Origin of the sequence: Devosia sp. MC532, assembly GCF_016461625.1 — a bacterium.
Taxonomy (GTDB): domain Bacteria; phylum Pseudomonadota; class Alphaproteobacteria; order Rhizobiales; family Devosiaceae; genus Devosia.
In genome coordinates, this window is record NZ_JAEMNZ010000012.1 from 1 (window position 1) to 21,742 (window position 21,742).

The following is a 21,742-nucleotide window of genomic DNA, read 5'->3' on the forward strand; positions in this document are numbered from 1 at the left end:
AAAGCGCTAAAAGAGTGTACCTCTAGAAACGTGCACCCATCGAAGTCTTGTATAACTTCCACTGGAGTAAACCCCAGCTTCCGTTCGCAAGAACCTCGCCGTCCACGTTTCTCTTTCTTCTTGTCTTCACAATGTCAAAGAGCTGACCCATCGGCTACAAACCGGACACGTCATTTTGGAAGCAAAGCTTCCGGAGTTCTTAGAGACAAAACTATCTATCCGGTTGCCCGGCAGATCGTCTGCCCTGTCAGAAACTGCTAACAGTGGGAGCAGCAAGTGCTCGGCGTCGTTAGCGTTCGTGGGTTTTAGTCAGAAGCTTTTGCTTCGTCAACACCCATTTTCGTGAATTCCGAAATCTTTCGAAATCCACTAAACCAATTTCAAATTTACATTTGATTTCAGTCGTTTGCCGCGTCGCTCAGTGCCGGTAGGCGCTGTGCTCTGCAGCGATGACCGGGTTATAGGGGCAGCCCTGTTTGCTGTCCAGAGCCCTCGACAAAAATCGATATGATTCAGCTTTTTGGCCTACGTCGCTTTGTGAAAAAGCCGACTGAGTCAGTAGCGTTTGCAACGCTGTCCCGAGTTATCCACCTGGGGGAAGATTTTTAGCCGAATGGGACAGTCAGCGAGAGATCGCCATTGTATGGAAGACCCTTGGTCGAAAATCGTCTCGCGGGGACGGAAATCGCTTCATTTCCCGCACCGTCTGTCGGCCCTTAAACGCAAAAAGCCCCGAACTGTGGTTCGGGGCTTTCTTATCTCAGTCGGGCAGCGCTTACTTAAAGCGCCCGCCCTTTTCGATAACTTCGATTTTATACCCATCAGGGTCGGTGGCGAAGAAGAAGCGACCAACCGGTGTGTCGCCGTTCTTAAAGTCGACAAGCTTACCGACAGTCAGGCCTTCAGCAATGAAGCGCGCATATTCGGCGTCCAGATTGTCGACAACCACAGCCAAGTGCCCGTAGCCAGTGCCGAGTTCGTATGGTTCGGCCCGACCCTTGTTGACGGTCAGCTCCAGTTCGAATTCGCCCGTGGCCGTCGCCAGATAAACCAGCGTGAAATCGGCGAAGTCGATACGCTCAATAAGCTTGAGACCAAATGCCTTGTCGTAGAACGCGAGTGAACGCGCTTCTTCGACGACACGGATCATCGAGTGAACGAGCTTTGCCATAAGTGGTCGTCCTTATCGTGTGCCGTACATGCGGTCACCCGCATCACCGAGACCGGGGATGATATAGCCCTGCTCGTTAAGATGACTGTCGATGGACGCGGTATAGACCGGAACATCTGGGTGGTGTTCGGTAAAGCGCTTAATGCCTTCTGGCGCGGCCAGGAGGCACAGGAAGCGGATATTGTTGGCGCCGAGCGCTTTGAGCTTATCGATCGCAACCGTGGCCGAGTTGGCCGTTGCCAGCATCGGGTCAACAACGATAATCAGACGATCTTCAAGGTTGGATGGCGCCTTAAAATAGTATTCGACCGGCTCAAGGGTCTCGTGGTCACGGTACATGCCGATATGGGCGACGCGTGCCGCAGGCACCAGGTCGAGCATGCCGTCGAGTAGACCGTTGCCAGCGCGCAGGATCGAAGCGAAAACCAGCTTCTTGCCCTTGATCATTGGCGATTGCATCGCGGTCATCGGGGTCTCGATATCGACCATTTCCAGCTGCAGGTCGCGGGTCACCTCATAGCACATGAGATGCGCGATTTCGCGCAAGAGGCGGCGGAAGCCGGCAATAGAGGTTTCCTTGTTCCGCATGATCGTCAGCTTATGCTGGATCATCGGGTGATCAATCACGGTAACATTGCCCACGACTTCACTCATTATCGATCACCTCTGCGGTCACAAAAAGGATTTGCCATGCGCTCCCGGTGATAAACCGAGCCACGCGGCGATGGTTTCGCCAATATCGGCGAAGCTGGAGCGGATTCCAATCTCACCTGGAGGCAGGATTGGGGAAAAAACGAGGATGGGGACCTGTTCACGCGTGTGATCTGTGCCCGGCCACGTCGGATCATTACCGTGGTCTGCAGTAATGACCAAGAGATCGTCTTGCCGCATCCGAGAGATTATCTCCGGCAGCAGGCTATCAAAGAGTTCTAATGCCCCAGCATATCCAGCAACGTCCCGACGGTGACCATATTCGCTGTCGAAATCGACAAAATTGGTCATGATCAACGCCCGATCTGCCGCCATCTCCATGGCATCAAGCGTTTTATTCAAGAGATCAGGGATGCCCGTCCCTTTTAGTTTATGGGTCACACCAGACCCTGCATAGATATCGGAGATCTTACCGATAGCGTAGACGTGATTGCCCGCCGCTTGATTGCGATCCAAAAGCGTGGGCTCAGGGGGCTGCAAGGCAAAGTCACGACGATTGCCCGTGCGCTTAAAATCGGCAGCGTTCTCGCCCAAAAATGGACGAGCGATGACGCGCCCTATGCGCAGCGGCTCTGTTAGCTCGAACGCTACCTTACAGAAATCATAAAGCCGATTAAGACCAAAATGGCTTTCGTGCGCCGCGATCTGGAAGACGCTGTCGACAGAGGTGTAACAAATCGGCATGCCGGTGCGGATGTGTTCTTCACCCAATTCCATTAGCACATCGGTGCCAGAGGCGTGCTTATTGCCCAGAATGCCGGGAACGCCGGTCCGCGCGCAAAGCTCGGCAATGAGATCATCGGGGAAGGCTGGGATAGTTTGGGGAAAGTATCCCCAATCAAAGGACACAGGGACGCCAGTGATTTCCCAGTGACCGGACGGGGTATCTTTACCCTTCGAGGTTTCGCGCCCCACACCAAATCGCCCGCCTTTAGGCTGTGCGGATAGTCCGGGTGGGGCGACACCGGTGGACAGAGCCACCGCTGCGCCAATTCCCATCGCCTCAAGGTTTGGTAGGCGCAGAGGCCCTGAACGTAGACCCTGCTGGTCTGCTCGTCCTTCAGCCGCCCACTGCGCGATGTGCCCCAGAGTATTGGCTCCTAAGTCACCATAGTCCGCCGCATCGGGCGCTCCACCGATACCAACACTATCCAGAACACACACTATGGCACGGGGCATAAACTGCTCCTCAACGGCGACCCAATTTCTTGGCTTTAAGAGGGATTGATCCGCTCTGCAATAAGGGGGTGAACCGTGTTTGCGTTCCCAAGCTGATAGGCTGCGCGTAATCGACCTTCGGCTTCGGCGGCGCTCTTCTCATCGGCAGCGTGAATACGGGCAATCGGGGCTGACGGCCCCAAACTTTGCCCCAAGCCCGCGAGACGATCAAAACCGACGCGATAATCAATCACATCGGCTGGCGTCGAGCGTCCGCCCTTGAGCGCCACTACCGCCATGCCCACGCCCTTGGTATCGATGGCCGCGATAGCGCCCTCACTCTCCGCGAACACGTCGCGAACAATGGGGGCCGCCGCCAGATGCTGGTCCATATTCTCAATAAAATTGATCGGCCCACCAAGGGCTGCCACCATCTGGCCAAACTTTTCGGCGGCAGCACCACTGTCCCAAACGCGGTGTACGGCCGCCATTGCAGCATCAGGGGTATCCGCCTTGCCACTCATCAGCACCAGTTCAGCGCTGAGCGCCAATGTCACGTCACGTAGACGGAAATCAACATGGCTCTTTGTGAGAAACTCGACGGCGTTGCGCACTTCCAGCCCATTGCCGGCAGCGCTGGCCAGCGGCTCATTCATATCGGTGATCAGTGCACTGGTGCGCAGCCCTGCCCCATTGGCCACCGCCACAAGGCTTTCCGCTAGCTCGCGTGATTTTTCGCGGGTGGGCATAAATGCCCCCGTCCCTGTTTTCACGTCGAGCACCAAGGCGCCGAGCCCTGCGGCGAGCTTTTTCGAAAGAATGGACGCGGTGATGAGGGGGATGGATTCCACAGTCCCGGTCACGTCGCGAATTGAATAGAGCGTCTTATCGGCAGGGGCGAGATCGGCCGTCTGCCCGATAATAGCGCAACCGACGCTCTTCACGACCTTGCGAAACAAGGCGTTGTCCGGGCTAGTCTGATAGCCGGGAATTGCGTCGAACTTATCGAGGGTACCGCCCGTATGCCCAAGGCCTCGGCCAGAGATCATCGGTACATAAATGTCGAGTGCCGCCAGAATGGGTGCGAGCATGAGCGAAACATTGTCCCCGACGCCGCCGGTTGAATGCTTATCGGCAACCGGGCCATCAAGATCGGACCAGTCGAGCACAGAGCCACTGTCGCGCATCGCTACGGTGAGGGCCACACGTTCGGCCATGGTCATGCCTTGGAAATACACCGCCATAGCAAAAGCTGCGGCTTGTGCATGTGAGACCGACCCGCCCGTAAATCCGGAAACGAAGGCGGCGATCTCGACACTATCGAGTTCATGTCCATCGCGCTTCAGCGCAATGATTTCTTGCGGCATAAGGGTCATGGGGCGAGCCTATGACAAAGCACTCTTGTATTCCAGATGGATACGAAGTGCTGACGCTACTTTGACGCGGAGCTTGTCCGCAGGTCGTGCAAGGCTTTTCGGGTGTTCTCGAGCATATCGCCAAGAAATTTCACAACGATGCCCCGCTCTTGTTCCCCTAGCGTATCGAAAACATCTGCATTCGCCTCACGCAGATATTGGCGCACGTGCAAAATGCCCTCAGCTGTCGCCGCTGGCCCGAGCGACAAAAGTACAGCACGTCGATCACTCGGATGCGGTGACCGCTGGATGAGGCCCCGCTGCTCCAATCGATTGAGAAGGATGGCCGTCGCCCCGGACGTCAGCCCCAGGTTTTCCGCCAATTGCTTGGGAGCCGCCTGCCCTTCTGCATTACGGATATAATAGAGCGCCAAGAGATCTGTGGTGTTCAGACCCGCCTGTTCGGCCATCCAACGGTGGATTTGCATGATCTCCGACGACAGTTCGCGGATCAAATCATCGATCGGTAGTTGGACGGGTTCTGTCATATGCGCGCTCATCATTCTAGCTATGCACCAAAGTATCTTTGTTGCAAAGCTAAATCAGGTTCACTATGTAACGGGCTCTGTTAAGGAGACATCTACACCATGGCACAGGCTGTGACACCCAGCGAAACCGCGAAATCGTCCTCGACCCCTGCTGCGGATAGCAAGGCGCACCTCTCGGTCATCACGCCAGCCTCTACCGATGAGACTGCGGCCGTCGCCACGGAAGAACCCTCTCCTGAACTCGTCGCTGCCGCCAAAGCGAAACGCAAAAAGGCTGGACGCATCGCGCTCGTCTTGGTGCTGGTGCTCGTCGGCATCTTTGCGTGGTATCCGCTGAGCGATCGTCACGCACCGTTTGCAAGCGCTGGTTCGATCACCGCAGACGTCACCCAAATCGCGGCGCGTGTTGCGGGTCCAGTGACCAAAGTCACCATTCGGGACAATGCATCGGTGAGCGCAGGCGACACGCTGTTCACCATCGACGACACCACCTATCGCATGGATGTCGAGCTGGCGAAGGCTCAGCTCGAACAAGCGCTCAATTCGGTCTCGTCGAACGCCGCCGCTATTCCCGCTTCGCAGGCAAAGCTTGATCAGGCGCAGTTGGCGCTCGCCAATGCTGTCGATGAGCTGGATCGTCAGCAACAGCTGCATGCTAAGGGTCTGGTATCGCCCAGCAAGCTGGCACAGGCAGAACTGGCAAAGTCCAATGCTGAGCTGACCGTTCAGGCCGCACGTGCGGATTTGGAACGCACAACGACCGCGAGCGGCGCTGCTGATGCGACCAATCCCAATATCCGTACCGCCCGCGCAAACCTGGAAAAAGCTGAATTCGCTCTCGCCAATACCAAAGTTGTCGCGCCAGCCCATGGCTATGTGACCAATGTCAGCCTCACCGAAGGTCAGTTTGTTGGCGCAGGCGCAGGTGCCCTCACCTTCATCAACCCGGCGACCCAGATGGTTATCGCGGACTTCCGCGAAAATCAGCTGATCAATGTCGAGCCAGGCGATAAGGCGACTGTCGTTTTTGAAGCGGCGCCGGGCAAGAAGTTTTCTGCCACGGTGGAAAGCATCGCTTGGGGTATCAATTCGGGCCGCGCCACCGCCAATGGCCTAGCACAGCCGACCACCGACACTCGTTGGTTCCCTCCTGCCCGCAAGATCCCAGTGCGTATTGCGCTCGACGATCTTTCCGAACTCCCCGCCAATATCCGTATCGGCTCGGAAGCCAGCGTGCTGATTGATCCTAACGGTGGCTTTATCCCCGCCATCTCGCAGGCTCTCCTGACCATCAATGGCTTCATTTCTGGCCTCAACTAAGAGCCTCGATCCATGGAAGAGTTGCCCCGCGTCAGTGCGCTAGACGATCCCTATTTGGCGCTGCGCACCGCGCTGACGGTCATGATCTGTTTGCTGCTCGCCGAGCCATTGGGCATTACCATGCCCATGCTGCCGGTAGTGATGGCGATGAGCATTATGTCCAACCAGCGCGGCGCGCTGAACCCGCGCACCTTTGCGACCCCTATTGTTCTGCCGATCGTTGGCATCGTGTTCAGCTGGATCGCCGCTGTCACCGTCAACGAGCCGATGGTTTTCACCATCGTCAACATCATCCTTGCCGTTGGCGGCTTGGCTTTGATGGTCATGCGCGGTTCGCGTGGCGGCATGATGCTCACCGTCTTCCCGCTGATGATGGCCATGTCGGCGATCATGAGTGACTATGTGCTCGTCGTCATGCGCGACAGCATGGTTATGGGAGGCCTCGCCCTAGGCATCGCCGTGGTCGGATTGAACCTCTTGTTCCCGCCCACGACCAAAACCGTGCACGTGGAAATGGTTGCCCCGCTGGCCAGCACCCAGGCTGGCAAACATCTGCTGATCCGCTCGATCATCTATGTTCCGGCCATGATCTGGCTGTTCTCGACCGGCGATATGACGATGATGACCATCGTCATAATGATGCTCTTCGTTTGTGGCGAACCCCGGCGCGGCACGCAGATGAACCAGGTCATCGACCGTGGTGGTGGCACTGTGGTTGGCGCAGGCATCGCCGCTGGCGTCCTGATGATTTACAGCATGATCCCGGAAATGCCGGTGCTCGTACTGCTCTGCACAATCATCACCTATTACCTCGTTGATAAGATGACGACCGGTAAGCAGCGCCCGCTGATCTATCAGTACACCTGTTCGGCAGCGCTAGTGATGATCCTGCAGTCGACCACCGGCGGTGTCGACGCACTCGAAGCGGTGTTGCAGCGTATCGTGATGACTGGCGGCGCGATGCTAGCGGCCATTCTTATATTGGCTCTGCTCGAAGCACTCTTGCTCGATCCGGACGAAGAACTGCCGTCCGAGCTGCGTCCTGCCTAGTCTAATAAATACAAACGCACGGGCGGTTTTGCTGCCCGTGCGATAATCCCTTTGGCTTCAAGATCGAGCTGCACGGCCTTCACCCACCACCCGGCCTTTTCGCCACCGGGAAATAGGTCTTGGGGCAGTTTTGGCTTAACAGCCGCGATCAGTTCGCTCACCGATATGCCCGGCGCTTGGCTCGGCAAAACAGCCAAGACCACCTCACGCACAGCTGCGAACTTTGTGGCATCCACCCGATAGGTCTTGCCGGGTTGGCCGACATTCTCGATTTCGATCTTGTCGGCCATGAGTGTTACGCTCCGTAAGGGATCCAGACGTTTTTGATCTGGGTGGCTTTGCCTAGGAAATACTCGCCTGCAAAGCGAGGATGAGCCAAATCAAATTCAAAGCCCCGCGTCGTCCATGTTTGCTTCACATTGCCCGCCGAGGCTTTTTCGACCATGGCCGAGCCTTCGGCAGGGCCAGCGAACCACACCCCATCAACGCCGTCGTGCTCAGCCAAAGTCTTGGCCAATGCCACGCTATCGCCCGTGACGATGTTGATGACGCCTGCTGGCACGTCCGAGGTTTCGAGAACTTGATAGAAGTCCGTCATCGAGAGCGGCGAGCGTTCCGAGGGCACCAGAACCACGCTATTGCCCATGGCAAGAGCCGGCGCAATCAGCGCGATAGAGCCAAGCAGTGGACGCGACGGCGGCGCGATAATGCCCATCACGCCCAATGGCTCAACCATGGCCGCAGCCACAGCCCGCATCGGCGGATTGTGCACCGCCCCATCGTATTTGTCCGCCCAGCCTGCAAAGGCAAAAAGACGTTCGATCGAGAGATCGACCTCTTCGCCACCATCAACGCCTGTCTGCGCCTTGATCCGCGCCGCAAATTCATCGCGACGGTATTCGAGATTTTCAGCAAGGAAATAGAGGATTTGCGCGCGGGTATGGGCCGCTGTTGTGCCCCAGCTCAGAGTACCGCGGGCCTTTTCGACCGCGTTGCGAATATCCTTGCGATTGCCGTCGCCGACCTCACCCACCAACTCGCCCTTCGACCCAAGCACCGGACGGTTGTAGGCGCTATCGGGCCGCGCCTGCTTGCCGCCGATATACATTTTGGCCGTCTGGTCGATCCCGCCATCAAGCGGGTTCTTCGTGCCTGTCGCCGCAATGGCGGGCACAGCCTCAGCTTTTTTGAGATCTTTTTCCCAGTTTGGCTTGAGGTATGCCCCCATGCCTTCGCGTCCGCCTTCGCGGCCAAAGCCAGATTCCTTATAGCCGCCAAAGCCAACCGCCGCATCGAACTGGTTGGTGCCATTGATCCAGACCACACCGGCCTTGATTTTCGGCGCAATATCGAGCGCCAGGTTAACGTTCTCGGTCCACACCGTCGCCGCCAGCCCGTAGCGCGTGTTGTTCGCCAGCGCGATTGCCTCGTCCGGCGTGCGGAAGCTCATCGCCACCAGCACTGGGCCAAAGATTTCTTCGGCAACAAGTGTGTTAGCAGGCGACACATTCGTCACCAGAGCCGGTTTTAGGAAGCAACCATTGTCCGGCAAAGCCCCATCAGCTTCGTACACAACTGCGCCTTCAGCCACGCCGCGCTTCATCAAATCGCGGATGCGCTCTACCTGCACCGGCGCAACCAGCGCGCCAATGTCGATGGACTTATCCAGCGGGTCACCGACCCGCAGCTTTGCCATGCGCGCCTTCACCTTGGCGATGAAGCGCTCTTCAATGCTCTCCTGCACGAGAAGGCGCGAGCCAGCGCAACACACTTGGCCTTGGTTGAACCAAATGGCTTCCACCAGACCCTCGACAGCACTGTCGAGATCAGCATCCTCAAATACGATGTAAGGCGATTTTCCGCCGAGCTCGAGCGACAGGCCCTTGCCCGAACCCGCCGTTGCCTCGCGGATGATCTTGCCCACTTCGGTCGAGCCGGTGAAGGCGATCTTATCAACGTCCGGGTGATTGACGATAGCGGCACCCGTGTCGCCTTCGCCGGTGACGATATTGACCACACCCTTGGGCAGGCCAACGCGGTCGCAAATATCGGCAAAGAGCAGCGCCGTCAGCGAGGTGAACTCAGCTGGTTTGAGGACCACGGTATTGCCCGCCGCCAGCGCCGGGGCCACTTTCCACGCCAGCATCAGCAGCGGGAAATTCCAAGGAATGATCTGCCCACACACACCATAAGGCGCGTGATCGGGGAACTCGCGGTCCAGGTGAGTGGCCCAACCGGCGTGGTGATAGAAATGGCGCGCCACCAGCGGAATATCCGCGTCGCGGCTTTCACGGATCGGCTTACCATTGTCCATGGTTTCGAGCACGGCAAAGAGGCGGCTGTGCTTTTGGATCATGCGCGCGATGGCATAAAGATATTTGCCGCGCTTGTAGCCCGAAAGTTTGCCCCAGCCGCCGAACGCCTTGCGTGCAGCTTTCACCGCCGCATCAACATCCTCAGCCGTACCGTCAGTAATATCCGCGAGCTTTTGCCCATTGGCCGGATTGGTCGAGGCAAAAACTTTGCCCGGCGCAGTCCATTCGCCATTGATGAAATGGCCAAATTTGCGCCCCTTGGCGTCGAGCCAAGCATTGGCCTGATCCGCCCCTTCTGGCGCTGGACCATATTCAAGGCTTTCAAAGATTTGAGCGATCTTGTTCATGGGTGCAAAAATCCTCAAACCAAAGGCTGGCGGTAGTCGGCGGCGTAATGGCCGGTGAGGCCATGTTCCAGCTGCCGTTCAATGTCGGTGAGCAGGCTCGACGCCCCAAAGCGGAAGAGGTGCGGTTGCAACCATTGATTGCCCAACTCCTCCTTCATCAGCGCCATATATTTGAGCGCATCGCCAGCGGTCGAAATCCCGCCCGCAGGCTTATAGCCAATCTCGATACCGGTCTCTTCGGCAAACCAGCGGATCATGCGGATCATTGAGAGCGAAGTGACAAGGTCAGCATTGACCTTTTCCTTGCCGGTCGAGGTTTTGATGAAATCGGCCCCTGCCAGCATACAAACGAGCGAAGCCTTCGCGACATTGGTCTGCGTTGCCAGCTCACCCGTGCCCAAAATGGTTTTGATATGCGCATCGCCACAGGTCTTGCGGAAAGCGCGGACCTGATCATAAAGCGCCTGCCAATCGCCGCGCAGAACCATGCCGCGCTCGATGACAATGTCGATTTCCTCAGCACCGTCTTTAACCGACGCCTCAATCTCGGCAATCTTGGTGTGGACCGGAGCCAGACCATGCGGAAAGCCGGTCGACACCGCCGCCACAGGAATGCCCGTGCCTTCCAGCGCTTCGACGGCGGTTTTGACAAAGGTGTGGTAGACGCAAACTGCGCCGGGCAGAATACGCAAATCTTGCACGCCCAGCTTTTCGACGATATCCGCGCGCAGTGGCTTACGAGCCTTAGCGCAGAGGCGCTCGACGCGCGCTGGCGTATCGTCAGAGTTGAGCGTTGTCAGGTCGATCATGGTGATCGCCTTGAGCAACCAAGCGAGCTGATAATCCTTCTTCACCGTCCGTCGCGCGCCGATGGAGTTGGCGCGGCGTTCGAGTGCCGAACGGTTCATGCGAACGCGTTCGACCCAATCGAGGTCGAGAGCAAAGCCGGGGTTGCGCTTGTGGGCCGGATGCGACGTCGAAGCGTCGACAACTTTGAGGCTCATAGCTCCTCCTTAAGGGGCAGTCCCCCTACTGGTTCGGACAAAACGCGTCCGTATGCGTTAGCGGCCCAGAAACTCCGGGCCAAAACTATGCGGCAACAGCTGTTCCAGCGTCTGTACCAGTGGCGTACCGTGAACGCCGTGTGAAATTACTTCCACATCGAGATCGGCGAACTCGCGAATACGCTGGCGGCAAGCGCCGCAGGGTGTCACGGGCGTAACGCCCGGGCCCGTCACATAGATGCGCTGAATACGTTTGCCGCCGCCCGCAATCATCGCCGCAATAGCGCTGGGCTCAGCGCAATTGCCGACCGGATAGGAGGCATTCTCGATATTGCAGCCCGCATAAATCTTGCCGTCATCGGCCAGAATGGCCGCACCAACGTGAAAGTTCGAATAGGGCGCATAGGCCTTGCCGCGAACCGCTTCGGCTGCCGCGAACAGGGCCTTATCGTTTTCATTCTTTGGCATATTCGGGTGTAATTTTGTCATCTTCGGGGGTGATAACTCGGCTTCTAGGTACTCTGCGATGATTGGCAGTTCATCTAACTTCAGGCCCCTATGGCCTGCGAGCAGCTTAGTTACCATCGAGCGATCTTGCCCTAGCGCTGCGGCAAGTCCAGCTTGAGACTTGCCGCTTAGCTCCAACTCGGCCCTTATCCACGCCAGCAAGGTTTGAGATAGCTCACCAGACTGACGCGACGCACCCATACTTAGCGCTCCTTGGTGTAGGGAATGCCCGAAGCCTTTGGAGCCACGGCGCGACCGACAAAACCGGCAAGCAGAATGACGGTGAGGATATAGGGCAGAGCCTGAATGGCCTGCACCGGCACCTCGCCAATGATCGGGAAGACCTGCCCCTGAATACGGAACTGTACCGCATCAAGGAAGCCGAACATCAAGCACACCAGCAGAGCTGGGCCCGGACGCCACTTGGCAAAGATCAGTGCTGCCAGAGCGATATAGCCTCGGCCCGCCGACATATTGTTGTTGAACCCAGCCGACTGCGCAATCGAGAGATAAGCGCCGCCAATACCCACCAGAACGGCCGTGATGATCAGCGCCTGATAGCGCAGACGCGTCACCGAAATCCCGGCCGTATCAATCGCCTTGGGGTTTTCGCCCACAGCGCGAAGGCGCAGGCCAAATCGCGTTCGGAACAACACCCAAGCCGTCACCGGAACGGCGATGAAGGCGAAATAGGTGATGATGTTGTGGCCCGAAATCAGCTCATTGTAGATCTGGCCGATAACAGGGACACCCTTTAACTCTTCCGCAAAAGGCAGGGTGATGGGGTTAAAACGCTGATCGCCCGAAAGCTGAGGCGTGTACCCACCGCGCTTAAACCAGGATTGGCCCAAGAACGTGGTGAGGCCTGCAGCGAGGAAGTTGAGCGCCACGCCCGAAATCGCCTGATTACCCTTAAAGTTGATCGAGGCGAGGCCGTGAATGCCCGAAAACACCAGCGCAGCGCCGATGCCGGCGAGCAGGCCGAGCCAAGCAGAGCCAGTGACCGCAGCTGTGGCAGCCGCAGCAAAAGCACCCGCCAGCAATTTGCCTTCAAGGCCAATATCAACAATGCCCGCACGCTCTGAATAGAGCCCAGCCAAACAGGCTAGGATCAGGGGCACGGCAAGTCGGGTGGTGGAGTCGAGGACGAGTGTTAGATCGACGATAAACTGATCCATCACTTACCTCCCGCCGGAGCCGCTGATCGCGTCAACAATCGCGCCAGTGGCGCGCGTAGCATATCGCCCATCGCGCCGGTAAACAGAATAACGAGCGCCTGAATGGTGACGATCATCTCGCGGGTAATCCCCGGCATGGTGAACGCCAGCTCCTGGCCGCCCTGATACAAAATGCCGAACAATAGCGCCGAAAGCCCAACCCCGATCGGATGCGCGCGCCCCATAAAGGCCACAGCCACACCCACAAAGCCCGCGCCGTTGACGAAGTTGAGGATCAGACGCCCCTGCACACCCCCAACATTGTTGACCGCAACCATTGCCGCCAAAGCGCCAGCCATGGCCATGACGATCATGATCAGCTTCTGGTTGGAAATCCCGGCGTACGACGCAGCCACCGGATTGGCACCGAGCGAGCGGACGGCATAGCCAAACTTGGTGCGCCAGATCAGCCAATAGACGAAGACCAGCGCGATCAGCGCGAGGAAGAACGTCAGGTTGACCGGGGAGTTCTTGAAGAGTTCGATGAAGGTGCGCAGCTGCGGCACGCGCGTGATCGCCTCAAGCGGCGCGCTTTCGTCCGAGTTCACACCTTCAGGCTTCAACTGCTTGGAGATGATGTAGCTCATCATCGAGGTAGCAATGAAGTTAAAGAGGATGGTCGTGATAACGATGTGACTGCCGCGTTTGGCTTGCAGATAACCCGGAACAAAGGCCCAAGTCGCACCAAACATAGCCCCCGCGATGATCATCATCGGGAACATGATCGCCCAATGCGTTCCGTTGAACGCCAGACCAATCAGGATAACCCCGAGACCGCCCACATAGGCCTGCCCTTCAGGCCCGATGTTAAAGAGGCCCGCGTGATAGGCCAGCGAAACCGCTAGCCCGGCAAAGATAAAGTCGGTCGTGTAGTAGAGCGTATAGCCAAAGCCCGAGCCGTAGCCAAAAGCGCCGTATAGCATGATGCGCACGGCTTCGAGCGGATTTTGCCCCACAGCCAGCACGATCAGCCCGCCCACAAGGAAGGCGAGTACGACGTTGAGAACAGGGAGCAGCATAACGTCTGCCCAACGTGGCAAGGCGTTCATCAGTTGGTCTCCCTACCGGTATTATTCTTTGGCGACATCTGCACCAGCGTCTGCTGGATCGGCGTCTCATGCGCGGGCAAGCTGCCCGCTTCGCTAACCACTTGGTCGGCGTGCGAACCGGTCATCAACAAGCCAAGCTCAGTTTCATCCGCTGTTGCGGGATCGGCTTCGCCAACAATATGGCCGTCGAACATCACGAGAATACGGTCGGCCAGCGACCGGATTTCGTCCAGTTCCACCGAGACGAGCAGGATAGCCTTACCCGCGTCGCGCATTTTGATGATCTGGTTATGGATAAACTCGATCGCGCCGATGTCGACGCCGCGCGTCGGCTGACCAACGATCAACACGTCCGGATCGCGCTCCATTTCACGGGCGAGGACAATCTTCTGCTGATTGCCGCCGGAGAAATTGGCTGTCTTGAGATCAAGATCGGCCGGGCGCACGTCAAATTTCTTGACGTAAGCTTCTGCGGTCTCGCGTGCTTTTTTGATGTCGAGGCTGAGGCCAGAACCATAGGTGTTCTGATAGCCCAAAATGGCGTTCTCCCAGGCGGAGAACTGGGTCACGAGCCCCATGCGCAGACGGTCTTCCGGAACGTGCGCTAGGCCAGCCAGACGCGCCCGCGCTGCGCCGTCATCGCCTTCAAGCGAGAGCGGCTTGCCGTTGACCAGCACCTGACCGCCGAGTTGGTCACGCATGCCGGCGATAGATTCGAGCAATTCCGATTGCCCATTACCCGCCACACCCGCGATGCCGACGATTTCGCCCGCACGGATTTGGAAGGAGACGTTCTTGACACGTGGAACCTTGAAATCGTCGGTGACGATGAGGTTCTGCACTTCAAGCATAACCTTGCCCGGATTGGCCGGGCCCTTTTCAACACGCAGCAAGACGCGACGCCCCACCATCAGCTCGGCGAGCTGTTCGGGCGAGGTATCAGCGGTCTTGAGGGTCTGGACCATCGATCCTTGGCGCATAACCGAGACTTCGTCGGTAATGGCCATGATCTCGCGCAGCTTGTGCGTGATCAAAATGATGGTTTTGCCTTCGGCACGGAGCTTTTCGAGAATGCGGAACAGATGGTCCGCTTCGGCTGGCGTCAGCACGCCCGTCGGCTCGTCGAGAATGAGCGTTTCGGCGCCGCGATACAGCGCCTTCAAAATTTCGACGCGCTGCTGCTGCCCAACCGAGAGATTTTCGACAATCGCATCGGGGTCAACTTCGAGCCCATAGTCGCGTGCCAGCGCCTTAAGCTGGTCACGCGCCTTGTTGAGCGAAGGTTTGAGGAACGCCGAGTCTTCGGCCCCCAATACGATGTTCTCTAAAACTGTAAAATTATCGACCAGCATGAAGTGCTGGTGCACCATGCCAATCCCGAGCGCCAAAGCGTGGCGACTATCGGTGATGGAATGGGCCACCCCGTTAACGCGGATATCTCCGCTGTCGGCAGTGTAAAAGCCATATAGGATCGACATCAGTGTCGACTTGCCAGCGCCATTCTCGCCAACGATGCCGTGCACCGTACCGCGCCTGATGGCCAAGTCGATGTCTCGGTTCGCGTGAACCGCACCGAAGTGTTTGTTGATCTTGCTCAGCTCAATTGCGAGCGAGGTGTCAGCGGCCCTTTCGGGCCGCTGAGCATTATGAGAGTTCAGATTAGTCATGGCTCAGCCCTGACCTCACTTGTAGGTCTTAAAGGGCTGGGCAGGTCTTGTCGGTACGGCTGTCGTGAACAACAACAGCGCCAGAGATGATGTCAGCAGTGGCCTTTTCGACAGCTGCCTTCATTTCCGGAGTGATCAGCGAAGCATTGTTATCGTCAAATGCTGCACCAACACCTTCTTCAGCCAGACCAAGAGTGATCAGACCTGGAGCCCAGGTGCCGTCTTCAACGCCCTTCATGGCATTGTAAGCAGCAACGTCAACGCGCTTGAGCATCGAGGTCAGAACCGAACCTGGATGCAGGTGGTTCTGGTTGCTGTCCACGCCGATGGACCACTTGCCAGCGTCAGCTGCTGCCTGCAGCACGCCTGCGCCTGCGCCACCAGCAACCTGGAAGACAACGTCTACGCCCTGATCAAGCTGGGACTTTGCAACTTCGGTTGCCTTGCCCGGATCGTTGAAGGCTTCAAAGCCGGTGCCGACATAAGTCTTGATGACTTCGATATCTGGGTTAACCGACTTAGCGCCCTGTGCGTAGCCGCAAGCAAATGCGTCAAGCAGGTCGAAGTTGAACGCTGGGATCACGCCAACCTTGCCGCTCTTGGACTGCATCGCAGCCAAGATACCGACGAGGTACGAACCCTGTGGCTCTTCAAAGACAACAGACTGAACGTTCGGCAGGTCAACGACGGTGTCGATGATGGTGAACTTGGTGTCTGGGAAGTCTGGAGCCACCGCACGCAGTGCAGTTTCCCACGAGAAGCCCGGAAGCACGATCGGGTTGTTACCGCGCGAAGCGAACTGGCGCACGGCCTGCTCACGCTGCGCGTCGCCCGAAATTTCCAAGTCCTGATAAGCGCCGCCTTCAGCCTTGAACTTTTCAGCGCCGTTATAGGCTGCTTCGTTGAACGACTTATCGAACTTACCGCCGCCGTCATAGACGAGAGCGCCGTCAGCGAAGGCTGCACCGGCCAGCAGAGCGCTCATTGCAACGCCGCCAGCGATAGCTTTGGTGAGGGTCGAGATTTTCATCGAGTTCTTTCTCCCTGTGCAGCATACCAACTGGGCCCCTTCGCCACAGGTATGGATGCGCTAAGAGGGGATAAAATCGTGCAATCCAGTTCCAAGCAATAGGAAACTCGTAGAATCTTTTCCAGCTGGTCAAATTTAAGGCATTTGCTCACGCAAATTGCTGAAAATGCTTAAATTCTCTACCGTCAATTACCAGCGCGCCAATATTGCCTCGAACAGCGCGCCTAGTCCTAGGTCGCCATAAAGCGTTACCACCACAGCCAAAGCGGCGATTGCATAGAGCGCGAGACTATCGCGGGAGTGTGTGGACATGACAGAATCTACAATAGAAGCTCGGGGCTTTACCCCTACTTGCTACCGCGGGGCGAAATCATGTCCAAAACCCGCTCGATTTCCGCAGGGTTAAGAACGCGTTAACGCGCTTCTGTTGGGGGCGTGAGGGCGGCAATTTCGGCACCCATCGCCGTTGCGAAGCGCTCGAAAAATCCATCAATAATCTTTTGAGCGGAATTACCGATCAAAGCTTTGCCAAGCTTCATAATCTGCCCTGAAGCGCCGCCTTGCGCGGTAAATTGCAGGATCGTGGCGTCGCCATCATCGGCCAGCGAAATGTCCGCGGCGCCTTCCGCTAGGCCCATGAACCCGCCCTTACCCTTGCCAGTGAGCGTGTAATTGCGCGCAGCCTCGACGTTGGACAGCGACAGCTCGCCTTTAAAGCTGGGCTTCATCACGCCAAGATTGACAGTGATGGCCATGTCCAACGTGGACGGACCAGACCATTCGATAAAGCTGCAGCCCGGAATCGCCGCCTTCAGCACTTCTGGATTGTTGAGCGCTGTCCACACTGCCGCGCGCGACGCTTCGATACGATATCGACCACCAAAATCCATCTCAATCGCGTCCTTTTGCTGGCTTGGCAGGCGCACGGATAAAATTGTCCGCAACCGCACTCTTTACGTGCGTCTTTTTCGCACCAATATCGGGTAAATAGTTGGGACCAGCGCACGTTGCAATTGTCTTGCTTTGATGTTGCCGTATGAGAGTCCCATCAGGAGTGAACGGCGGTATGCCTACGAGCCCGCTTAGCGAGGAATGCCAGATATGACTGACCCAGCCACCACTGCCACTGCGACCCAGGCGAATGCGATGACTGCGCTCACCGAGAAGCCTTTGCAGTATCTTGATAAAGCAGTGAACGCGATCCGCGATCTGGGCATTTGGCCCGAGCAGCAAGGCGAACAGCCAATCACCTCGCTGCTCGCTCAGATTACCGAGCTCGACGAAACGCGCGTCATTCTGATTGGCCGCACTCTGAGCCAGGCCTCCGCATTCAACGAAGTTGTTCGCCAGCAGGTCGCAGCAATGCAGATCGGTGAGCGCTACGAAGACATTACCAAGGGTTTCGATTCTATCCGCGACGACGCCAAGAAAATGGTCGATCAGTTGCAGGACAATAAGATCGACCTGCTCGAACGCGCCTCCAATGTGTGGATGAAGGTTAGCCGCGGCGACATCGCCTCCCGCTTTGACAAGATCCGCGACACTTATCTGACCGTGTCGAAGGACACCAAGGATCAGATCGACCGCGAGCAGACCATTTTGGAAGCCTACCGCGATTTCCGCGGCGCGCTGAAACAGTCCGAAGTTATGGCGCTCGAAGTGCTGCACACCGCTGAACAGCGCCTGGAAGAAAAGAAAAACATCCTGCAGAAGGCGGCTGAAGAGCTTGCCGCTTATGCCGGCGCAACCCCTGCTGATCGCGCCCGCCTCGAAATGGCGCGCGACGAGCGCCTGCGTGAAATGCAGAACGAAGAAAAGCGCTATCAGATTGCCAAGGACCTCTCGGACAATCTGACGATTTCTTACAACACGTCCGAAGTGGTGATGGCCCGTCTCATGCAGACGACCAACGCCAAGGAACGTGTCTATCAGCAGTCGATCTCGTTCTTCTCGACCAATGAAACCGTGCTCACCGCGCTCTCGGCTTCGTTCACCGGCATGTTCGGCCTGCACGAATCCACTGCAACGCTGAACGCGATGAAGGAAGGCATGTCCAAGAGCCTCGAAGCGCTCTCGGAAATCGGTGACAAGGTTCAGGAAGAAGCTGTCCGCGCCGGTTACGGTCCTACCATCCGCGCCGATGCCGTTCAGAAGCTCGTCGACTCTGTCGTGAACTTCCAGGAAAAAAGCCGCACCATTATCAATGAGATGCGTGTAGCTTCGACCAAGAATTCGGCAGAAATTCGCGACGCCGTTGAAGATGGCAAGCGTCGTCTGGCCACCTTGGCAACCGAAGGCAACGCATTGCTTTTGGAAACCCGCAACTAAAATAGAACGGGCAAGGCTCGCCAATGAGTGAGGGAACGGCCAAATCGGCTGTGCAACTGGATGAAGTCATGCTGGCGATGGACGTGGTCGACACGCTCCGTCACCGGCAGGATTTGGTGACACGTGAACTGGATGGAGCCGCCCGCGAACGGCAGCTCATCGAACGCTTGCGTTCCCTCTATCATGCACAGGGCATTGAAGTTCCCGATCGCATTCTCAAGGAAGGCGTTTCGGCTCTCGCCGAAAGCCGCTTCACTTACGAGCCACCTGCGCCAAGTTTTAAAACCACGCTGGCGCGGCTTTATGTGTCTCGCAAAAAATGGGGTCGCCCCGTGGCGGCCCTCCTCGTTGCAGCGATCGTTGCAGCTATTGGATATTTTGGCATCTGCCAGCCGCTCCAGCACGGCCAGGCTGAACAAGCGCGCCTTGAGCTGGCCCAAGGCTTGCCTGCGCAGATGGAAGCTCTGCGCCAGACGATCTTTGAAGAAACCAAGGTTCAGCAGGCCGTCGTTCGCGCAGATGACCTTCTCGCTCGGGGGCAGGCGTTTGCCGAGGAAGGCAATCGCGAAGGGGCCGAAGATGCTGTTGAACGCTTGACCGCACTGCGCGATCAGCTGCGCCAAGCTTACACTCTGCGCATCGTCAATCGCGCTGACGCGGACTCTGGGTTCTGGACGACCCCCAACAATACCAGCGACGCGACCAATTGGTATGTGGTGGTCGAAGCCATCGACATCGACGGCAATCCTCTGACCCTACCCATTGAGAACGAAGAAAATGGCGAGATCGAACAGGTCTCGATGTGGGGCGTGCGCGTGCCTTCAACGGTTTATTCTGCCGTGGTTGCCGATAAGCGCGACGACGGCCTCATCCAAGCCAACACGGTTGGCCGCAAATCCAGCGGCTTTCTCGATGTTGAATATACAATGCCCGTTCTGGGCGGCACGGTAACTCGGTGGTAGGCGCATGAGCATTCGCGGCCCACAAGCTCTGGCCAGCCTCGAAGAGGCAATGCGCGACATTCGCCGCGAGGAAGACGAGATCTCCCGGCGCGTCGCCCGCACGTCTGAACGCATCACCAAACTGCGCGAGGCCGAGGCAGAATATTTTCGCCAGCTCGCCAAGCTTCGCCTTGATCCCAAAATTCAGGCCGAACTCGATGGCGAGATCACCGCCGCCGAACGCAAGGCGCGCGATGTGCTCAAGGGCCATGCCCGCGACGTCACCAAGGCAGAGTCGTCGCTCAAGGCCATAGAAGACAATCGCTCCAAACTGCTCGAACACCGATCAGCAGCACTCCGACTGCTTGAAGACAAACAACAAAACCTGACCGCGCTCACAGCCAAGCTCGCGCAGCAAATTGCCAGCGATCCGAAATTTATCGCCAAGCGTCAGGAAACCGAAGAGCTCGATCATATCGCCGAAGAGGCGCTCAAAAAGACCGAGCAGGCCGAAGCGGACCGCGAAGCCAAGGGCAAGCCTTACCGCGACGACCCGCTGTTCATCTATCTGTGGGACGCCGGCTACGGCACTTCGACATATAAGGCCAGCGGCCTCATCCGCTATCTTGATGGGCTTGTCGCTCGGCTCATCGGCTTTACCAAGGCCCGCCCGAACTACCACATGCTCAATGAACTCCCCTTGCGTTTGCGTGAGCACGCTGAACTGCAAGAGGAAAATGTGCGGGCCGCCGAGGCCGAACTGGCCGCGCTTGAAATTGCAGCCATCGATGCGGCTGGCGGCGCGCCGTTACGCGATGCTGTCGAAACCACGCAAGCCGAGATCACCAAACTCGACGAGCAGATTGTTGCCCTCGAAGATCAGCGCGACGCTGCAGCCAACGCCCTGCGCAGTCTGGCTGAAGGGGAAGACCCTGAGTTCGTCCGGGCAGCAACCGATCTTGCCGCCGCTCTCGCGCGCGAAGACATCCGCACGCTCCTGGCCGAAGCGCGTCGCACTCGCACCGCTCAAGACGACACGATCGTCGGTCAGATCGACGAAACCCGCACCCGCCTCGGCGAAGAAGAAACCGAGAGCAAAGAACAGCGCGCACGGCTCAAGACCCTGGCAGAGCGCCGTCGCGAGCTTGAAGATATTCAATGGGAATTCAAGAAGCAGCATTTTGACGATCCCGGCTCGAGCTTTAGCCAAGACCGGTTGGTCGGCGATATGCTCACCGAGTTCCTCAAGGGCGGAATTTCGGCCGCGGCCTATTGGGACCAGTGGCGGAAAAGCCAAAACTGGGCGCCGGGCAGCGAATGGGGTTCGGGCTACAAAAGCACCCGTCGCGCTGGCACCAACAAAAGCCCTTGGGGCAATGGCGGTGGCTGGCCAGATAGTAGCTTTGGCGGCGGCGCAGCCCCGCGCAAGCCCACGCCCGGTGGTTTTGGTGGCGCTTGGGGTGGCGGCCTTGGCGGCAGCTCTAATGGGGGCGGTTTTTCGCGGCCTCGTGGCGGCGGCAGCGCTGGCGGCGGCAGCGCTGGCGGCGGTCTCTCATCGGGCAACCGCAAATCCAGCAGCGGATTTAAAACCGGGGGCAGGTTCTAGCCGCCCCCGGAATTATGATCAGTTGGCTGGTGGCGTTGCCATCAGCTCCCAAACATTGCCTTCCGTGTCTTCGAAATAGGCCGAATTGCCCCATTCAGACTCGGTATTGCCGACGATAATCGTCCCGCCCGCGACCAAAACACGGTCGAGAATTGTGTCGATTTCAGCAGCGTTTTCGGCACGATGGCTGAGCACGAAGCTTGGCGTTCCCGCTACATAGTCACCCTTGCCCGCAGTCTCGGCGATCTCCTTGCGCGGATAGAGCGCGAAGGTGAACTTGTCGTCGAAGAAGAACGCAACATTGTCTTCGCCAGCGCCAATCTGATCGTCCGGCAGGTCGAACAGGGCGCGATAGAAGGCGAAGGCACGCTCAAGATCATCAACGCCAATGGTGATGATCGAAATAGAAGGCTTCATA

General features: G+C 57.6%; 20 protein-coding genes and 1 pseudogene. 5 read left to right on the forward strand and 16 right to left on the reverse strand.

All coding sequences use genetic code 11. The annotated features are described in order from the left end of the window. Positions 1-775: 775 nt before the first annotated feature. From JHC09_RS14290 to JHC09_RS14310, 5 genes are read right to left on the reverse strand one after another with little or no spacing between them, the layout of a single operon-like run. Positions 776-1,171, reverse strand: a complete 396-nt coding sequence (locus JHC09_RS14290) for a VOC family protein (RefSeq protein WP_169196144.1) — start codon at positions 1,169-1,171, stop codon at positions 776-778. Positions 1,172-1,183: 12 nt separating this feature from the next. Beyond that, positions 1,184-1,813, reverse strand: a complete 630-nt coding sequence (gene upp / locus JHC09_RS14295; RefSeq protein ID WP_169196223.1) for a uracil phosphoribosyltransferase — start codon at positions 1,811-1,813, stop codon at positions 1,184-1,186. 30 nt (positions 1,814-1,843) lie between these two features. Beyond that, a complete protein-coding gene (locus JHC09_RS14300; protein ID WP_199532502.1) occupies positions 1,844-3,061 on the reverse strand; it encodes a phosphopentomutase in 1,218 nt (405 codons plus the stop codon). Positions 3,062-3,096: 35 nt separating this feature from the next. Continuing rightward, on the reverse strand, positions 3,097-4,416 hold the full coding sequence (deoA, locus tag JHC09_RS14305; RefSeq protein ID WP_199532504.1) for a thymidine phosphorylase: 1,320 nt from the start codon (positions 4,414-4,416) through the stop codon (positions 3,097-3,099). Positions 4,417-4,472: 56 nt separating this feature from the next. Then, positions 4,473-4,943 (reverse strand): MarR family transcriptional regulator, encoded by a 471-nt coding sequence (locus JHC09_RS14310; protein WP_199532507.1) that lies wholly within the window; start codon positions 4,941-4,943, stop codon positions 4,473-4,475. Between the two features lie 99 nt (positions 4,944-5,042). Between JHC09_RS14310 and JHC09_RS14315 the strand changes: the two genes are divergently transcribed. Both JHC09_RS14315 and JHC09_RS14320 read left to right on the forward strand, forming a co-directional pair. Continuing rightward, positions 5,043-6,263 carry an HlyD family secretion protein gene (locus JHC09_RS14315; protein ID WP_169196148.1) on the forward strand — a complete coding sequence of 407 codons (1,221 nt, stop codon included), beginning with the start codon at positions 5,043-5,045 and terminating at the stop codon, positions 6,261-6,263. Between the two features lie 12 nt (positions 6,264-6,275). After that, positions 6,276-7,313 (forward strand): FUSC family protein, encoded by a 1,038-nt coding sequence (locus tag JHC09_RS14320; RefSeq protein ID WP_169196149.1) that lies wholly within the window; start codon positions 6,276-6,278, stop codon positions 7,311-7,313. On the opposite strand, the gene JHC09_RS14325 is transcribed toward JHC09_RS14320, so the two are convergent. The 10 genes and pseudogenes from JHC09_RS14325 to JHC09_RS14365 all read right to left on the reverse strand — a co-directional run bounded on the left by JHC09_RS14325 (position 7,310) and on the right by JHC09_RS14365 (position 17,393). Further along, positions 7,310-7,603, reverse strand: coding sequence for a hypothetical protein (locus JHC09_RS14325; protein WP_169196150.1), 294 nt, complete (start codon positions 7,601-7,603; stop codon positions 7,310-7,312). The two genes, JHC09_RS14320 and JHC09_RS14325, sit on opposite strands and share 4 nt — an antisense overlap. A gap of 5 nt (positions 7,604-7,608) precedes the next feature. Next, positions 7,609-9,975 carry an aldehyde dehydrogenase family protein gene (locus JHC09_RS14330; protein ID WP_199532509.1) on the reverse strand — a complete coding sequence of 789 codons (2,367 nt, stop codon included), beginning with the start codon at positions 9,973-9,975 and terminating at the stop codon, positions 7,609-7,611. 14 nt (positions 9,976-9,989) lie between these two features. Further along, positions 9,990-10,979, reverse strand: coding sequence for a deoxyribose-phosphate aldolase (gene deoC / locus JHC09_RS14335; protein WP_199532511.1), 990 nt, complete (start codon positions 10,977-10,979; stop codon positions 9,990-9,992). A gap of 57 nt (positions 10,980-11,036) precedes the next feature. Further along, the gene (locus JHC09_RS16980; protein WP_248309038.1) at positions 11,037-11,447 is read right to left on the reverse strand and encodes a cytidine deaminase; all 411 of its coding nucleotides are present in this window, start codon (positions 11,445-11,447) and stop codon (positions 11,037-11,039) included. Positions 11,448-11,689: 242 nt separating this feature from the next. Further along, positions 11,690-12,664: an ABC transporter permease gene (locus JHC09_RS14345; RefSeq protein ID WP_169196153.1), complete on the reverse strand. Its 975-nt coding sequence runs from the start codon at positions 12,662-12,664 to the stop codon at positions 11,690-11,692. Beyond that, a complete protein-coding gene (locus JHC09_RS14350) occupies positions 12,664-13,752 on the reverse strand; it encodes an ABC transporter permease (protein WP_169196154.1) in 1,089 nt (362 codons plus the stop codon). The genes JHC09_RS14345 and JHC09_RS14350 overlap by 1 nt, the downstream gene beginning before the upstream one ends. 116 nt (positions 13,753-13,868) lie before the next feature. Next, a pseudogene (locus JHC09_RS14355) lies at positions 13,869-15,419 on the reverse strand (ABC transporter ATP-binding protein); the annotation flags it as partial. Positions 15,420-15,447: 28 nt separating this feature from the next. Next, positions 15,448-16,404, reverse strand: coding sequence for a BMP family ABC transporter substrate-binding protein (locus tag JHC09_RS14360; RefSeq protein WP_248306058.1), 957 nt, complete (start codon positions 16,402-16,404; stop codon positions 15,448-15,450). Positions 16,405-16,638: 234 nt separating this feature from the next. Beyond that, positions 16,639-16,761, reverse strand: coding sequence for a hypothetical protein (locus JHC09_RS17090; RefSeq protein WP_282567613.1), 123 nt, complete (start codon positions 16,759-16,761; stop codon positions 16,639-16,641). A gap of 101 nt (positions 16,762-16,862) precedes the next feature. After that, entirely contained in the window at positions 16,863-17,393 is a 531-nt protein-coding gene (locus JHC09_RS14365) for a carbon monoxide dehydrogenase subunit G (RefSeq protein WP_199532517.1), read from the reverse strand. Between the two features lie 202 nt (positions 17,394-17,595). Here JHC09_RS14365 and JHC09_RS14370 point away from each other — a divergent pair, with 202 nt between their 5' ends. The 3 genes from JHC09_RS14370 to JHC09_RS14380 are packed head-to-tail and all read left to right on the forward strand — an operon-like array spanning position 17,596 to position 21,324. After that, complete coding sequence (locus JHC09_RS14370) at positions 17,596-18,777, forward strand: cell surface protein (RefSeq protein ID WP_199532586.1); 1,182 nt, start codon at positions 17,596-17,598, stop codon at positions 18,775-18,777. Positions 18,778-18,800: 23 nt separating this feature from the next. Next, a complete protein-coding gene (locus JHC09_RS14375) occupies positions 18,801-19,739 on the forward strand; it encodes a DUF6384 family protein (RefSeq protein ID WP_199532518.1) in 939 nt (312 codons plus the stop codon). A gap of 4 nt (positions 19,740-19,743) precedes the next feature. After that, positions 19,744-21,324: a hypothetical protein gene (locus JHC09_RS14380; RefSeq protein WP_199532519.1), complete on the forward strand. Its 1,581-nt coding sequence runs from the start codon at positions 19,744-19,746 to the stop codon at positions 21,322-21,324. Positions 21,325-21,342: 18 nt separating this feature from the next. On the opposite strand, the gene JHC09_RS14385 is transcribed toward JHC09_RS14380, so the two are convergent. Continuing rightward, positions 21,343-21,741: a VOC family protein gene (locus JHC09_RS14385; protein WP_169196160.1), complete on the reverse strand. Its 399-nt coding sequence runs from the start codon at positions 21,739-21,741 to the stop codon at positions 21,343-21,345. Position 21,742 lies beyond the last annotated feature (1 nt).

Coding starts and splice junctions, on each gene's coding strand:
- JHC09_RS14315 (WP_169196148.1), top strand. CDS start 5,043: ATGGCACAGGCTGTGACACCCAGCGAAACCGCGAAATCGTCCTCGACC.
- deoA (WP_199532504.1), bottom strand. CDS start 4,416: ATGACCCTTATGCCGCAAGAAATCATTGCGCTGAAGCGCGATGGACAT.
- JHC09_RS14350 (WP_169196154.1), bottom strand. CDS start 13,752: ATGAACGCCTTGCCACGTTGGGCAGACGTTATGCTGCTCCCTGTTCTC.
- JHC09_RS14385 (WP_169196160.1), bottom strand. CDS start 21,741: ATGAAGCCTTCTATTTCGATCATCACCATTGGCGTTGATGATCTTGAG.
- JHC09_RS14380 (WP_199532519.1), top strand. CDS start 19,744: ATGAGCATTCGCGGCCCACAAGCTCTGGCCAGCCTCGAAGAGGCAATG.
- JHC09_RS14325 (WP_169196150.1), bottom strand. CDS start 7,603: ATGGCCGACAAGATCGAAATCGAGAATGTCGGCCAACCCGGCAAGACC.
- JHC09_RS14330 (WP_199532509.1), bottom strand. CDS start 9,975: ATGAACAAGATCGCTCAAATCTTTGAAAGCCTTGAATATGGTCCAGCG.
- JHC09_RS16980 (WP_248309038.1), bottom strand. CDS start 11,447: ATGCCAAAGAATGAAAACGATAAGGCCCTGTTCGCGGCAGCCGAAGCG.
- JHC09_RS14345 (WP_169196153.1), bottom strand. CDS start 12,664: ATGGATCAGTTTATCGTCGATCTAACACTCGTCCTCGACTCCACCACC.
- JHC09_RS17090 (WP_282567613.1), bottom strand. CDS start 16,761: ATGTCCACACACTCCCGCGATAGTCTCGCGCTCTATGCAATCGCCGCT.
- JHC09_RS14300 (WP_199532502.1), bottom strand. CDS start 3,061: ATGCCCCGTGCCATAGTGTGTGTTCTGGATAGTGTTGGTATCGGTGGA.
- JHC09_RS14360 (WP_248306058.1), bottom strand. CDS start 16,404: ATGAGCGCTCTGCTGGCCGGTGCAGCCTTCGCTGACGGCGCTCTCGTC.
- JHC09_RS14320 (WP_169196149.1), top strand. CDS start 6,276: ATGGAAGAGTTGCCCCGCGTCAGTGCGCTAGACGATCCCTATTTGGCG.
- JHC09_RS14375 (WP_199532518.1), top strand. CDS start 18,801: ATGAGTGAGGGAACGGCCAAATCGGCTGTGCAACTGGATGAAGTCATG.
- JHC09_RS14310 (WP_199532507.1), bottom strand. CDS start 4,943: ATGACAGAACCCGTCCAACTACCGATCGATGATTTGATCCGCGAACTG.
- JHC09_RS14290 (WP_169196144.1), bottom strand. CDS start 1,171: ATGGCAAAGCTCGTTCACTCGATGATCCGTGTCGTCGAAGAAGCGCGT.
- JHC09_RS14370 (WP_199532586.1), top strand. CDS start 17,596: ATGACTGCGCTCACCGAGAAGCCTTTGCAGTATCTTGATAAAGCAGTG.
- deoC (WP_199532511.1), bottom strand. CDS start 10,979: ATGAGCCTCAAAGTTGTCGACGCTTCGACGTCGCATCCGGCCCACAAG.